At 68.7% G+C, this 13,702-nt stretch carries 14 protein-coding genes; 1 reads left to right on the forward strand and 13 read right to left on the reverse strand.

The features are described from left to right. Window positions 1–19 precede the first annotated feature (19 nt). The 9 genes from OHA10_RS05195 to OHA10_RS05235 all read right to left on the reverse strand — a co-directional run bounded on the left by OHA10_RS05195 (window position 20) and on the right by OHA10_RS05235 (window position 8,501). Window positions 20–1,006 carry an ArsR/SmtB family transcription factor gene (locus tag OHA10_RS05195; protein ID WP_371405044.1) on the reverse strand — a complete coding sequence of 329 codons (987 nt, stop codon included), beginning with the start codon at window positions 1,004–1,006 and terminating at the stop codon, window positions 20–22. Between the two features lie 87 nt (window positions 1,007–1,093). Continuing rightward, window positions 1,094–2,644 carry a glutamine-hydrolyzing GMP synthase gene (guaA, locus tag OHA10_RS05200; RefSeq protein WP_371405045.1) on the reverse strand — a complete coding sequence of 517 codons (1,551 nt, stop codon included), beginning with the start codon at window positions 2,642–2,644 and terminating at the stop codon, window positions 1,094–1,096. A 9-nt stretch (window positions 2,645–2,653) separates the two neighbouring features. Continuing rightward, entirely contained in the window at window positions 2,654–2,851 is a 198-nt protein-coding gene (locus OHA10_RS05205) for a hypothetical protein (protein WP_371405046.1), read from the reverse strand. 20 nt (window positions 2,852–2,871) lie between these two features. Beyond that, window positions 2,872–3,942, reverse strand: coding sequence for a hypothetical protein (locus OHA10_RS05210; protein WP_371405047.1), 1,071 nt, complete (start codon window positions 3,940–3,942; stop codon window positions 2,872–2,874). Further along, complete coding sequence (bioD, locus tag OHA10_RS05215; RefSeq protein WP_371405048.1) at window positions 3,939–4,595, reverse strand: dethiobiotin synthase; 657 nt, start codon at window positions 4,593–4,595, stop codon at window positions 3,939–3,941. Before bioD ends, OHA10_RS05210 begins: the two co-directional genes overlap by 4 nt. Further along, window positions 4,592–5,713: an 8-amino-7-oxononanoate synthase gene (locus OHA10_RS05220; RefSeq protein WP_371405049.1), complete on the reverse strand. Its 1,122-nt coding sequence runs from the start codon at window positions 5,711–5,713 to the stop codon at window positions 4,592–4,594. The genes bioD and OHA10_RS05220 overlap by 4 nt, the downstream gene beginning before the upstream one ends. Beyond that, window positions 5,713–7,026 (reverse strand): adenosylmethionine--8-amino-7-oxononanoate transaminase, encoded by a 1,314-nt coding sequence (locus tag OHA10_RS05225; RefSeq protein WP_371405050.1) that lies wholly within the window; start codon window positions 7,024–7,026, stop codon window positions 5,713–5,715. Before OHA10_RS05225 ends, OHA10_RS05220 begins: the two co-directional genes overlap by 1 nt. 90 nt (window positions 7,027–7,116) lie before the next feature. Next, window positions 7,117–8,061: a zeta toxin family protein gene (locus OHA10_RS05230; RefSeq protein WP_371405051.1), complete on the reverse strand. Its 945-nt coding sequence runs from the start codon at window positions 8,059–8,061 to the stop codon at window positions 7,117–7,119. Beyond that, window positions 8,058–8,501, reverse strand: a complete 444-nt coding sequence (locus OHA10_RS05235; RefSeq protein ID WP_371405052.1) for a hypothetical protein — start codon at window positions 8,499–8,501, stop codon at window positions 8,058–8,060. Before OHA10_RS05235 ends, OHA10_RS05230 begins: the two co-directional genes overlap by 4 nt. Window positions 8,502–8,722: 221 nt before the next feature. Between OHA10_RS05235 and OHA10_RS05240 the strand changes: the two genes are divergently transcribed. Next, entirely contained in the window at window positions 8,723–8,977 is a 255-nt protein-coding gene (locus tag OHA10_RS05240; RefSeq protein WP_371405053.1) for a hypothetical protein, read from the forward strand. A gap of 103 nt (window positions 8,978–9,080) precedes the next feature. Here the strand turns inward: OHA10_RS05240 and OHA10_RS05245 are convergent, their stop codons facing one another. The 4 genes from OHA10_RS05245 to OHA10_RS05260 form a co-directional block, all read right to left on the reverse strand. Beyond that, a complete protein-coding gene (locus tag OHA10_RS05245; protein ID WP_371405054.1) occupies window positions 9,081–10,220 on the reverse strand; it encodes a tRNA (adenosine(37)-N6)-dimethylallyltransferase in 1,140 nt (379 codons plus the stop codon). 20 nt (window positions 10,221–10,240) lie between these two features. Next, window positions 10,241–10,429: a hypothetical protein gene (locus OHA10_RS05250; protein WP_371405055.1), complete on the reverse strand. Its 189-nt coding sequence runs from the start codon at window positions 10,427–10,429 to the stop codon at window positions 10,241–10,243. Further along, window positions 10,426–11,421 carry a biotin synthase BioB gene (bioB, locus tag OHA10_RS05255; RefSeq protein WP_371405056.1) on the reverse strand — a complete coding sequence of 332 codons (996 nt, stop codon included), beginning with the start codon at window positions 11,419–11,421 and terminating at the stop codon, window positions 10,426–10,428. Before bioB ends, OHA10_RS05250 begins: the two co-directional genes overlap by 4 nt. 523 nt (window positions 11,422–11,944) lie before the next feature. Next, window positions 11,945–13,645 carry a GMC oxidoreductase gene (locus OHA10_RS05260; protein WP_371405057.1) on the reverse strand — a complete coding sequence of 567 codons (1,701 nt, stop codon included), beginning with the start codon at window positions 13,643–13,645 and terminating at the stop codon, window positions 11,945–11,947. Window positions 13,646–13,702: the final 57 nt, after the last annotated feature.

Consider the following 13,702-nt stretch of genomic DNA (forward strand, 5'->3'; position numbering starts at 1 on the left):
CCGGGCTGGAGACGATCATTCAGGTGCGGATACCTGATAGGACATCGGCGCCGACCGGATTGAGGCTGTGACGAACTGAGCTGCCGATCCGGTGCGTGGTGACGAGGCCGGTGTCGTGCAGGATCCGGGCGTGTTCGCTGGCCGATGCCATCGAGATGCCGACCCGCGCCGCCAACTCGCTGGTCGAGCATGCGCCGATCGAGATGCCCTTCAGGACAAGCGCTCTGGTCTTCCCGAGCAGGTCGGCGACGGCGCGATCGCGGTCCGGACGCCGCACGACGACCTCGGGCTGCCCGGGATCGTGACGCACCGGATAGACCAGCACCGGTGGCAGCGTCGGATCGAGCAGCATCATCGGGTACTTCCAGCAGAAGAACGACGGCACCAGGCGCAGGCCCCGGCCGTTCAGGTGCAGGTCGCGGTCGATGTGCGGCGTGTCCACCGAGAGCACCGGAGCGTCCCAGCGCAGCGACTGATGCAGCTCCGGGATCAGAGACTCGAAGCCGTCGCTCGCCACGGTGTCGTTGTGCCGGGCAACGGCCGGCTGGATCGTGGTCGCGATCATCGGCATCTGCGGCGCGATCTTGGTCCGGTGGAACGAACGCAGCCCATGCACGAGCCGCGTCATCACCTTCGTGTCACCGGTCGCGAGCCGCCGGGTCCAGGCCGGCAGCCGGACGCTGTCCGACAGCCGCTGCAACTCCGACCTCAGCTGAACAGCCGGTGTCGCCGCGACCGCGGTCAATCCCGCGTCGAGTCCTTCGCCCGCCGCCCGCGGCGTGAGGAAATCCGGCGAGTACCCGACCGGCGGCGTCAACGCGAGCAACTCCCGCTCGAGCGCACTCAAACGGGACCTCGCCCGCTCCCGCCAAGCCCCGTAGACCTCTGGTTCCTCATCCCCTTGCAGGATATGAAGCCCGAGCAGGACCTCCCACAACGGATCCGGCCGCTGCGCGATGGTCGTCCTGGCCAGGTCCGTGCATTCGAAATGAATGCGGAACACCACGACCCCCTCCCCCGAGGAAGTCACCCACCGTGGTCAGTAGGCGACCCTTCGACAGTAACAGCCGAAGGGTTCACCCGCTGTGACCAGTTACTCCCACTCGATGGTGCCCGGGGGCTTGCTCGTCACGTCGAGGGTCACCCGGTTGATCTCGTCGACCTCGTTGGTGATGCGGGTCGAGATGCGCTCGATCACGTCGTACGGCAGGCGGGCCCAGTCGGCGGTCATCGCGTCCTCGCTGGTGACGGGCCGCAGTACGACGGGATGCCCGTACGTGCGGCCGTCGCCCTGGACGCCGACCGACCGTACGTCGGCCAGTAGGACCACCGGGAACTGCCAGATGTCGCGGTCGAGGCCGGCCGCGGTCAGCTCGGTGCGGGCGATCAGGTCGGCCGCGCGGAGGATGTCGAGCCGCTCACGGGTGACCTCGCCGATGATCCGGATGCTCAGGCCGGGGCCTGGGAACGGGTGCCGGTAGACCATGGTCTCCGGCAGACCGAGCGCCAGGCCGAGCTCGCGGACCTCGTCCTTGAACAGCGTCCGCAACGGCTCGATCAGGCTGAACTGCAGGTCGTCCGGCAGGCCGCCGACGTTGTGGTGCGACTTGATGTTCGCCGCGCCGGTGCCGCCGCCGGACTCGACGACGTCCGGGTACAGCGTGCCCTGGACCAGGAACTCGATGTGCCGCTCGGCGTCCACCTTGCGTGCGGTCGCCTCGAAGGTCCGGATGAACTCCCGGCCGACGATCTTCCGCTTCTGCTCCGGGTCGGTGACGCCGGCGAGCGCGGACAGGAACTGCTCCTCGGCGTCGATCGCCTCGAGCCGGATCCCGATCGCCGCGACGAAGTCCTTCTCGATCTGCTCCGACTCACCGGCCCGCTGCAGACCGTGGTCGACGTACACGCAGGTCAGCTGGTCGCCGATCGCCTTGTGCACCAGGGCTGCCGCGACCGCGGAGTCGACGCCGCCGGACAGCGCGCACAGCACCTGCTTGTCGCCGACCTGCTGCCGGATCAGCTCGACCTGCTCGTCGACGACATTGGTGGTCGTCCAGTCACCCTTGCAGCCGGCGATCTGGTAGAGGAAGTGCTCGAGCACGGCCTGCCCGGCCTGCGAGTGCAGGACCTCCGGGTGCCACTGCACGCCGGCGAGCCGCCGGTCCAGGTCCTCGAACGCCGCGACCGGCGCACCCTCGGACGCGGCCAGGACGGCGAAACCTGCGGGCGGCGCGTGTACTGCGTCGCCGTGCGACATCCACACGTTGAGGTCCTCGGGGATGTCCGCGAGGAGCGTGCCCGGCTCGCTGACGGTGACCGGGGTGCGGCCGAACTCGCGCAGTCCGGTCCGCCGTACGTCGCCGCCGAGCGTCTGCGCCATGGCCTGGAAGCCGTAGCAGATCCCGAACGCCGGCACGCCGGCCTCGAACAGCGCGGTCTCGACCCGCGGGGCGCCCTCGGCGTACACCGACTGCGGACCGCCGGACAGGATGATCGCCTTCGGCTCGCGCGCCAGCATCTCCTCGACCGGCATCGAGTGCGGCACGATCTCGGAGTACACCTTCGCCTCGCGCACGCGGCGCGCGATCAACTGCGCGTACTGCGCTCCGAAGTCGACGACCAGGACCAACTCATGCTCTGCCACCCGCAAAGCCTATCGGTGCAGGTCAGCAGGGCTGTAATCCGCCGGACCCGCGGTCACCGGCAACGGATCGCTGGTGATCTCCAGGCCGGGGAAGCGGCGTCGCATCGCGGCTTCGTAGCGGGCGGCAGCCGCCTGGTCGCCGATGTAGTCGGAGATCTGATGCGGACCGAACCACAGCCGCACTCGGCATCGGGAGGTTGAGCTCACGAGTCGTGACGCTAGCCACATCAGTTGTCCCCGGTGTTACCGTCCGTTACAACCAGGAGACGCTTCGGCGCGCGGAACGAGAGCAGGTCGATCATCGGCGGCGCCTCGACCAGCCGTACACCGGCCAGCAGCTCCCGAGCACACTCCAGCGCAACCCGAGCCTCCAGCCGAGCTAGCCCGGCGCCAAGACACCGGTGAATGCCGATCCCGAACGCGAGGTCGGCCGGCCCGCCATGTCCACTCAACCCAAGCAAGACCGGCGCCCCGGCCGGCATCTCCACCTCACCGATGGTCGTCTGGCGAGCCGTAATCCGGCGCCAAGTCGGCACGGACGAGGCCTCCCGCAGTACTTCCTCGACAACATCCGCTGGTTCCACCAGCTCCCCAAGCGACCGGTGGAAGGTGGTCGAGATCAGTTGGGTGGTGGTTTCCTGTCCGGCTATCAGGAGGAAGTAGCCGACGGCGCAGACTTCCTCGTCGGTCAGGCCGAGGCCGACCACCGCGCCGAACAGGTCATCGGCCGGTGCCTTCCGGGTAGCGGACGTCCGCGCGCGCAGCCAGGCGTAGAACTCGGCCGCGCTGTGAGCCAGCTCCAGCTGCCGGTCCTCGTCCGGCCGGCCCCAGAACAGCTCGAGCGAGTCCAGGCTCCAAGCCTTCAACGCGGGTATGTCGACGTCCACCAGACCGAGCAAGTGCAGCAGCACCAGCGCCGGCGGCTCCGCGGCGATCGCCTGGACCAGGTCGACCTGCACACCGTCCACCAGCCGAGCCGCCGCATCCACGACGCGAAGCGAGGTCAGCTCACGGGCCAGAGCTTCGACACCAGCGACCCGCGCCGGGCTGAAGAACCGGGCAACAGCAGCGCGGATCGGCCGATGCGACTCCCCCGCGTTGTTCGCCAGCGTCGGCGGCAGCGCGAACCCGACCCCCGACAGCACCCGCAACGCCTTCACCGACAGCGGCGTGTGTGCGAGTACGGCGTTGTCCGGCCGGAACGTCTCCGGGTCCAACAACACCTCACGCGCCGACGCCGGATCGTCGACGACCCAGTACCCCAGCGCCTCGTCGTACCGAGCCGGACAGCCGCTCACTCGAACCAGCTCGGCACCGCGGCCTTGAACGCCTCCTGATCGAGCGCCCCCGCACCAGCCGGAATCCGACCGATCACCGGCACACCTGTCACCGCCGGCAGATCCGCGAGATTGCACTCCTCGGCGAGATCCGGATGCTCCGGCCACGAGCCGATCACCAGTCCCTCGATCGGCAGGCCGCGCGACCGCAGCGCCTCGACCGTCAGCCCGGTGTGGTTCAGCGTTCCGAGGCCCGCCCGCGCCACCACCACGAAACCGAACGGTGTCGTCAGCTGACCGGCAAGATCCGCAAGGTTGTTGCCCTCAGCATCCAGCCCGACCAGGATCCCACCCGCACCCTCGACGAACACGGTGTCGTTCGTCAGCGTCAACTGGTCGATCGCCTTGGCGTGCGCAGCAACCGGGGGCAACGCAACCCCCTCCCGGCGCGCGGCGGTCGTTGGCGCCAACGGATCGCGCAGGCGAATGCCCTCGTGCAGCTTCGTCAGCCCGGTCAGCCGGTGTACGTCGTCGAGGTCCCCCGGCTCGTCCGGCCCGACCCCGGTCTGAGCCGGCTTGACGACAGCAACCGTCCCGGCCGCGCGGACCGCGAGGGCGGCGGTCGTGATCGTCTTACCGACCCCGGTGTCCGTCCCCGTGATGAGCGTGATCATGAGACCTGCCCGATCGCGTCGACGATCACCGCACCGGCGCGATCGAGATCGTCGCCCGACAGACCGGCGTGAGCGGTCAGACGGAGACGGGAGATCCCGTCGGGAACCGAAGGCGGCCGGAAGCTGCCTACGCGTACGCCGTTGCGGCGGCAGACATCCGCTGCCTCGACCGCCTGTTGCGGGCCAGGCATGGGGATCGAGACCACCGGGCCAGCAGGGAGCGGGACCCCGAAGGTCGCGGCCAGGTGGGCTGTGGCCGCGTGAATTCGCGCAGGGCGATCAGGTTCCGCCGAGAGCACGCCGAGCGCGGCCAACGCGGCTGCACAGGCGGCCGGGTTGAGGCCGGTGTCGTAGATGAACGGGCGGGAGCGGTTGATCAAGTGGTTGCGGAGGACGGCCGGGCCGAGCACCACGCCGCCCTGGGATGCCAAGGACTTGGACAGCGTCATGGTGACGACGACGTGATCCCGTCCGGCCAGCCCCTGGGCGTGGACAGAGCCATGGCCGCCGCCGGTGACGCCGAGCCCGTGAGCCTCGTCGACGAGTAGGACGGCATTGTGGGCGGCGGTGGTCGCGGCCAGCTCGGCGAGCGGGGCCTCGTCACTGAGCACGCTGAACACGGACTCGGTCATCACGACCGCGTGCGGCTCGTTGCGCTCGGCAAGCACTTTCTCGACGGCTTCCACGTCGTTGTGCGGGACGATCTCGACGCGGGACCGGGACAGGCGGCAGGCGTCCACCAGCGAGGCATGGACGTGTTCGTCGGACACGAGCAGGGTTCCGGGGCCGCCGAGTGCGGTGACCACGCCGAGGTTGGCGAGGTACCCGGACGAGAACGCGAGCGCAGTCTCCTGCCCCACGTAGGCAGCCAGTGCGGACTCGAGCTCCTCGTGCAACGCCGTCGTGCCGGTCACGAGACGGGACGCGGTCGACCCCGTGCCCCAGGTCCGCACAGCTTCAGCCGCGGCCTCGACCACGCGTGGATCGCGCGAGAGACCGAGATAGTCGTTGCCGGCAAGGTCGATCAGGTCGTCGTCCGCGGCGCGCGCACGCAGGAGCCGGGTGAGACCACGCGCTTCCAACGCAGCCGCCTTCGGGGCGAGCCAGTCATCCAGCATCAGCCGGCCTCCTCGATCGCACCGGTGATCCCCGCCGCGATGGTCGCGATCTCCTCGTCGGTGCACACGTACGGCGGCATCGTGTAGACGAGGTCACGGAACGGCCGCACCCACACTCCACGCCGCAAGGCCGCCTCGGTCATCCGCGGCAGATCCACGGGACCACCGAGTTGTACGACGCCGACCGCGCCGAGCACCCGCACGTCCTTCACCGCGGGCAACTCGCGCGCCGCAGCCAGCCCGGACGAGAGGCCGGCGGAGATCGCGCCCACCCGAGCAGCCCAGTCCTGCGACAACAACAGCTCGATCGATGCCAACGCGACCGAGCAGGCCAGCGGGTTGGCCATGAAGGTCGGACCGTGCATCAAGGCGCCGCCCGGGCCGTTCGAGACGGTCTGCGCGACGTCCGTCGTACAGAGCATGGCTGCGAGGGTGAGGTAGCCACCGGTCAGAGCCTTGCCGACGCAGAGGATGTCGGGCTCGACGGCGGCGTGTTCGGAGGCGAAGAGGGTGCCGGTGCGACCGAAGCCCGTCGCGATCTCGTCGAGGATGAGCAGGAAGCCGTGGCGGTCCGCCAGCTCGCGGAGGATGCGGAGGCAGGCGGGGCTGTACGGGTACATGCCGCCGGCGCCTTGGAGGATCGGCTCGACGATGATCGCGGCGATCTCGTCCGAATGCTGCTCGGCAAGCGCGGCGACGGACTCGGCCCAGGCTTGCAGCTCGGGATCGTCGGCAGGGCGGTCGAAACCGGCGGGTGGCTGTGGGCCGAAGACCTGTTCCTTCAGGGCGCCGGTGAACAACGAATGCATGCCGTTGACCGGGTCGCAGACGCTCATCGGCGCGAAGGTGTCGCCGTGGTAGCCGCCGCGGACGGTCAGCATCCGGGTCCGGCCGTTGTTGCCGCGCGCAACTTGGTACTGCAGCGCGAGCTTGATCGCGACCTCGACCGAGACCGAGCCCGAGTCGCAGAAGAAGACATGCCGCAACGGTGCGGGCGTGATCTCCACCAGCCGCTCCGCCAGCCGGATCGCCGGCTCGTGCGTCAGCCCGCCGAACATCACGTGGCTGAAGTCATCGACCTGGCTCTTCACCGCGGCATCCAGCACCGGGTTCCGGTAGCCGTGGATCATGCACCACCAGGACGCCATCGCGTCGATCGCCTCGACGGTCCCGCCGGCACCGTCGTCCAGCTGCAGCCGTACGCCGGATGCGCCCCGGACCAGCCTGACCGGCGACGGTGCGGTCAGCGAGGAGTACGGATGCCAGAGCAGCTCCGAATCCTGCTGTAGCAGTGCTTTGACCGACTGTGACACCGTCTCCCGCCTCCGTCCTGAGGATTCACCACGGTAATCGTTGCGTGCCGTCGGCAGCGTCGCGGGTGGCCAGGATGTGGGCGACGTCTCCTACTGCTGCGTGCCGGCCGTTGCGATGTGCAACGTCACCGCATCCGGATGCAACCGCGACCGCGCCATCGTGGTGGCCTCCTTGGCGCCGTCGAGCGACTCATCCCGGATCCACTGCACCGGCGCGGCGAGCCCGATCGGCCCGACCCGCGAAGCGGTCTCCAGGAAGTACCGCGACTCCGCCACGGTCCACGGCCGGTCCCGCTCCCAGGCGATCGCGTCGCCGGTTCGCGCCGGTTGCTGCCAGCCGCCGGTGGCATCACGCTGGTTGCCGTAGATCAGCTGACCGTCCGGTCGCAGTACGCCGATCCGGTCGGCCCACTCCCCCTGGTCGACCAGCTCGGCCGCCCGCAGTACCCCCGCGTAGCCGGCGTCGTGGACACTCGGCGCTGCCAGCCGGCCGAACCCGAAGTCCTCCAGCGCGCGCATGTGCCGCTCGAGTACGCCGAACCGGCTGAGCGCCTCGCTGACCGCGAGGATCGCGACCTCGACCTGGTAACCGGCTGCCTTGAACCGGGCGGCCGACGCTCCGAACTCGTCCGGGTCGAGGAACTCGGTCTCGACGATCGCGTCGTACCGCTCCTGGATCACCAGCTCCTCGGCACGCGCCAGCCAGCGCCGGCCGTCGGACGCGACGTACTTGCCGGCGGTCGGAGGCACCTCGGTGATCGGCTCGTGGAACCGCGGGTGGTACGGCTCGTAGGTCAATGCGCTGAGGACGACCGGGCCACCGCGGGGCGCGAGGACCGCCTTCGCCAGCGCGGTGATCGAGGCCTTGCCGTCGCCCGGCTGACCACCGACGAACACCACGATCGGCTGCTCCTGCGGTACGCCGGTCAGCTGGTCGGGCACGATGCGGTCGCGGAAGATCCGCATGCTCTCGGTGTCGTCGAGCAGGTACCGGTCGTCGTCGCTGGTTGCTTCAGTCCCCCAGGGTGCGGTCACGATCGTTCCAGCGCCTCGTCGTCCATCTCGTCGTCTTCGTCATCATCCGAGTCATCTGAGTCCTCGAGGTCCGAGTCCTCGTCGTCGTCCTCGTCGGAATCGTCCTCGTCGGAATCGTCCTCGTCGGAATCGTCGTCCTCGTCGTCGACCTCGACGCTGAGGAGATCGTCGGCGTCGGCGCGGACGCGCTTGATCGCGCGGGTGTCCACCGGTGTGAGTTGCTGTCCGCGCGCGGCCCAGGCCTGCTGTTCTGCCCGCCAGCCGGCGATCGCGGCGGCATCGGGCTCGCCGGTCGCTTCCTCGGCAGCGATCAGCTCCGAGTAGTAGCCGATCGCCTGCCGGATCCCCTCCTGCGCGATCTCGTACGCAACCGCCTGCGGCACCGTCCAGCCGGCCTTACCGAGCCCGGCGAGCACGTTGACGGCGGCGGCGTTGACCACAGATGGACTTTAGCTGATCGTCCGGGTCACGCCTGCAGCGGATGCAGACCGCGCTGAACGGGAGGTGAACCCCTGGCGCAGTTATGTTTCCAACGCCGCAGACGGGAGGGAACCGACTACCCGATCGCAGCGTCTGCTTCTTCGCAAACCACGTCAGCTTGAACGCAAACCTCGAGCATCGGAAAGCCGCGATGGGCGCGGCTCGCACGGATGGGACACTCATGGCTTTCGGTAGGTCACGCAACAACAACAGCAGCAACGGCAAGAAGAAGAACGAGGCCGAGCACACCTCGGGGGCGCGTCCGTCCACCGAGCAGACGCACCAGGAAGGCCAGACCCGGCGCCAGAAGGACCAGGGCGGTCGGAAAGCTCACAAGGCCGGCCGCGTGAAGCTCAACCCGAACACCGCCAATGGTCGCGCCGCCGCCGCAGCCAAGAAGGCCGCGCCGAAGAAGAAGGGCAACGGCCGGGGCTGAACCCGCGCCGGCCCAGCACAAAGGGTCGCGATAGCCGAGCCCCGTCCGGCCGATTGCGATAGCCGGGGTGGACCGTGGTGCGGTCTGCCCCGGCTTGCTGTTGTCAGCGGCGGCGAGAGCCGCGTTTGGAACTGGGCTGCCCGGCTTGGCCGCCACGGCCCGACCGACCACCGCCACGTTTACCACCGGCGCCGCCGGAGTTGGAGCCCGAAGTGCCGGAGCTGCGGCCGGACCTGCCGGGGTTGCTCGGTTTGGTGTTGGTGGGGCGAGGGGGCGGCGCTTCGAGGGCGGCTTTGACTGTGTTGAAGGCGTCGTTGGCGTTGCGGGCGGGGCGGACGCCGGTGAGTTTGGGGATGGCGGCGCGCTGCCGGCGGGTGTGGGTCTGGATGCGTTCGACCACCCGCTTGCGAACCTCGACCAAGTCGTCCGCGTTGAGATTCTCGACCGCCTTCCCGCGATCGAGCGCCACGTCGAACCACTCGGTGTACCCGTGGGTGTGCACGACCTGGTTCGGCGACTTCTGCCCCAACCGGCGGTACTGCGACAACACGTCGTACCGCTCGTCCAACCCGAGGACCTCGTCGCGCAGCCCGCGCTCGACCTGGTGGTCGTACGTCGCCGCGACCCGCTGATCGATCTCGGCGGCGGCCCGATCGACCGACAAGACGACCTGCCGGGTGGCAGGTGCGACGGCCCGCTCGGGATCGTTGCCCATGGCCCGTGCCAACGCGTTCACGATCGCGTCGTAGTTGTTCTCGTGGATCTTCCCGGCGGCCTTCGGGTCGAGCCGGGCGAGTACGGCGTACGCGTCCTCGGCCATACTGCGCGGGAAGTCCCGGCGGATCGCGTTCCGCGCCTCGGCGACCGCGTCCACCTCCCAGCCCTCGAGCAGCGAGCGGACGTAGACGCTCGTACCGCCGACGATCACCGGTACGCCACCGGCCGACCAGGTCTCCTCCATGTGCCCGCGCGCCTGCGAGACGAACGTCTCCAGCTCGAGCTTCCGCACCGGCTCGGTGACGTCGATCATCGTGTGCGGGATGCCGCGCATCTCTTCCGGCGTCGTCTTGCTGGTGCCGATGTCCATGTACCGGTAGACCTGCCGCGAGTCCGCGGAGACGACCATCGTCGGCAGCCCGAGCTCGTCCTGGATCCGCAGACACAGATCGACCGACACCGCGGTCTTACCCGCCGAGGTCGGCCCGTACAGAGCGACCAGCAGGCGAGGCACGGCATCAGGCATGCCCACCAGCCTAGCCGGGCTCAACCAGAGGTCAGCTCACCGTGGACCGAGCAGCGGGCCGACCAGCCCATCGGGTGGACCTGGACGATCATCCGGCGGCGGCACTCGGCGCAGTACCGCGGCGGCTCCAGCGCCAGCGCCCGGCCACAGTCGTCGTGCCCACCGGCGCTCAACTCCAGGCCGCATCGGCCGCAGTACACCTCGGTCACAGCGTCTTCTGCAGCTCTTTCACCGGCATCTTCAGCTCGGCGAGCAGGTCGAGGTCCGCTGTCGCCGGGCGGCCGAGGGTGGTCAGGTAGTTGCCGACGATGACGGCGTTGATCCCGCCGAGCAGTCCGTCCCGCGTGCCCAGATCGCCGAGGGTCAGTTCGCGGCCACCGGCGTACCGCAGCACCGTGCGCGGCATCGCCAGCCGGAACGCCGCGATGGTCCGCAGCGCGTCCTTGCCGTCCATGACCTCCATGTCGCCGAACGGCGTACCGGGTCGCGGGTTGAGGAAGTTCAGCGGCACCTCGTGCGGGTCGAGCTCGGCCAGCTGGGCTGCCAGCTCGGCCCGCTGCTCCAGCGTCTCGCCCATCCCGACCAGGCCGCCGCAGCACAGCTCCATGCCGGAGTCGCGCACCATCAGGCACGTCTCCCAGCGCTCCTCGAACGAGTGCGTGGTGACGACGTCGCCGAAGTACGACCGGGCCGACTCGAGGTTGTGGTTGTACCGGTGCACGCCCCACGACTTCAGCTCGTCGACCTGCTCCTGGGTGAGCATGCCGAGCGAGCAGGCGATGTTGATGTCGACCTCGGCGTTGATCGCCTCGATGCCGGCCTTCACCTGGCTCATCAGCCGTGCGTCGGGCCCCCGGACCGCGGCGACGATACAGAACTCGGTGGCGCCGGTCTTCGCGGTCTCCTTGGCGGCCTCGACCAGCTCGGGGATGTTCAGCCAGACCGACCGGACCGGCGAGGTGAACTGACCGGACTGGGAGCAGAAGTGGCAGTCCTCGGGGCAGCCGCCGGTCTTGAGCGAGATGATCCCCTCGACCTCGACCTCCTCGCCGCACCACTTCACCCGGACGTCGTGCGCGAGCGCGAGCAGTTCGGGCAGCCGGTCGTCGGGAACACTGAGAACCTCGACCAACTGCTCCTGGCTCAGCCCGGTGCCCTGCCCCAGAACCTGCTCACGTGCCACGTCCAGGATCTCGCTCATGCCTTCTCCTGCCTCATCAGAACGGTCGGCTCAGAGTAGGTCAGACCGGTACGCCGGTTCTGCGGCGGGCGTCACGTGGAACACCTCGGACCGAAGTGCCTCACGACCACTCTCCGCACTCCCCGGAAAAAGAATCTGGAGATTTCTGCGGAACCTCGTAACCCCCCGTAGATGGGCTCGTTGATGTGTACGAAGGCGGTTACCGCAAGGAAGACCGCCACCCGGTTACCAGGAGCAACAAAAGCAGATCATTACGATCAGCACGCAGAGTGGTCACAAGGCCTCGAAGCGCTGGGAATCGGATGTAAGGTAGTAACCAAGAGCTCGGGTCGCCAGCCATGGTTGGTGACCCGATCCCAAAGCGCCGGGCGCCTCACCCCGGCTTGAGTGGGTCCCTCGGGAAACGATTTGGGCGGAAACGTTCCCGAGGGACCTGCTCCCTTTTCTGAAGCTTTTCCAAAACCTCAGCAAAGTTACTGCTGAGGTTTTTTCATTTGCCTTTGAGGTATTCCTCGCGGTTTTGTTACGGCTCCGTCACGGACTGTTTCGGGAAGATCGGGAGCCGCAACGCGCCGGGTGCGTCGTCCGGGACGACCGGGTTCGACGGCTTCACCGGTTGCACCCGCTGGTACGCCGAGCCGACCGCCGGCCGCGGGTCGTCGCCGCCCTTGTTCGGCCAGAACGACAGCGCGCGCTCGGCCTGGGCGGTGATCGTCAGCGACGGGTTGACCCCGAGGTTCGCGGAGATCGTCGAGCCGTCGACGATGTGCAGCCCGTCGTACCCGTAGACCCGGTGATAGGGGTCGACCACGCCGGTCGCGGCCGAGTCGCCGATCGCGCAGCCGCCGATGAAGTGCGCGGTCATCGGCACGTTGAACGGCTCCCCGATCGTGCCGCCCGGCGTACCGTTCATCAGCTTCGCCATCCGCCGGACCACCTGGTTCGCGACCGGGATCCAGGACGGGTTCGGGGCGCCGTGGCCCTGCTTCGAGGTCAGCCGCCAGCGGCCGAGCCGGTCCCGCTTGCCGTACGTCGTGATCGAGTTGTCCGCGGTCTGCATCACCAGCGCGATCACGGTCCGCTCGGACCAGTGCTTCAGGTCGTACAGCTTGCGGATGTTCTTCCGCTGGACGCCGAGCTCCCGCAGCCAGGTCCGCCAGCGCGGCTTGTCCCCGTCGCCGTCGGTCAGCACGGTCTGCAGCAGCGACATCACATTGCTGCCCTTGCCGTACCGGACCGGCTCGATGTGGGTGATGTCGTCCGGGTGGAACGAGGACGTGATCGCGACCCCGCGGCTGTAGTCGACGTCGCGGTCCTTCGAGATCGCGCCGAGCAGCGACTCCGAGTTGGTCCGGGTCAGCACGCCGAGCCGGTCGGACAGCCGGGGCAGCTTTCCCTCGTCGCGGAGCCTGTGCAGCAGCTTCGCCGTACCCAACGCGGAGGCCGCGAAGATCACTTGCTGTGCGGTGAAGCGCCGGGTGAGCTTCTTGTTCGAGGTACGGCGGGTGTCCACGGCGTACCCGCCGTTGGGCAGCGGCTCGACCGAGGTCACGGTGGTGAGCGAATAGACCTCGGCGCCGGACTTCTCGGCCAGGTACAGGTAGTTCTTCGTCAGCGTGTTCTTCGCGTTGTGCCGGCACCCGGTCATGCACTCGCCGCAGTCGATGCAGCCGGTGCGACGCGGGCCGGCGCCGCCGAAGTACGGATCGTCGACCTCGACACCGGCCTCGCCGAAGAAGACGCCGACCGGCGTCGGGTGGAACGTGTCCCCCACGCCCAGGTCGTCGGCGACCTGCTTCATCACCTTGTCCGCCGGGGTGAAGCCCGGGTAGGTCGTGACGCCGAGCATCCGCTTCGCCTGGTCGTAGTACGGCGCGAGCTCGGACTTCCAGTCGGTGATGTGCGCCCACTGGCGATCGGCGTAGAAGGCGGGCAGCGGTTCGTACAGCGTGTTCGCGTAGACGAGGCTGCCGCCGCCGACACCGGCGCCGGACAGGATGATCACGTCGCGCAGCGCGCTGATCCGCTGGATGCCGTACATCCCGAGCTTCGGCGCGAACAGAAACCGCTTGGTGTCCCACGAGTTCTTCGCGAACGCAGTGTCCTCGAACCGCGCACCGGCTTCGAGTACCGCGACCCGGTAGCCCTTCTCGGTCAACCGCAAGGCCGACACGGACCCACCGAAGCCCGACCCGACGATGACGACGTCGTAGTCGACGGTCATGGGGCCTCCCGGCCTGGAGCGACGAGGGAAGGCCGGGAGCTACAGCCCCATGACCCG

The sequence above is a fragment of the Kribbella sp. NBC_00662 genome (assembly GCF_041430295.1).
Classification (GTDB): Bacteria; Actinomycetota; Actinomycetes; order Propionibacteriales; family Kribbellaceae; genus Kribbella.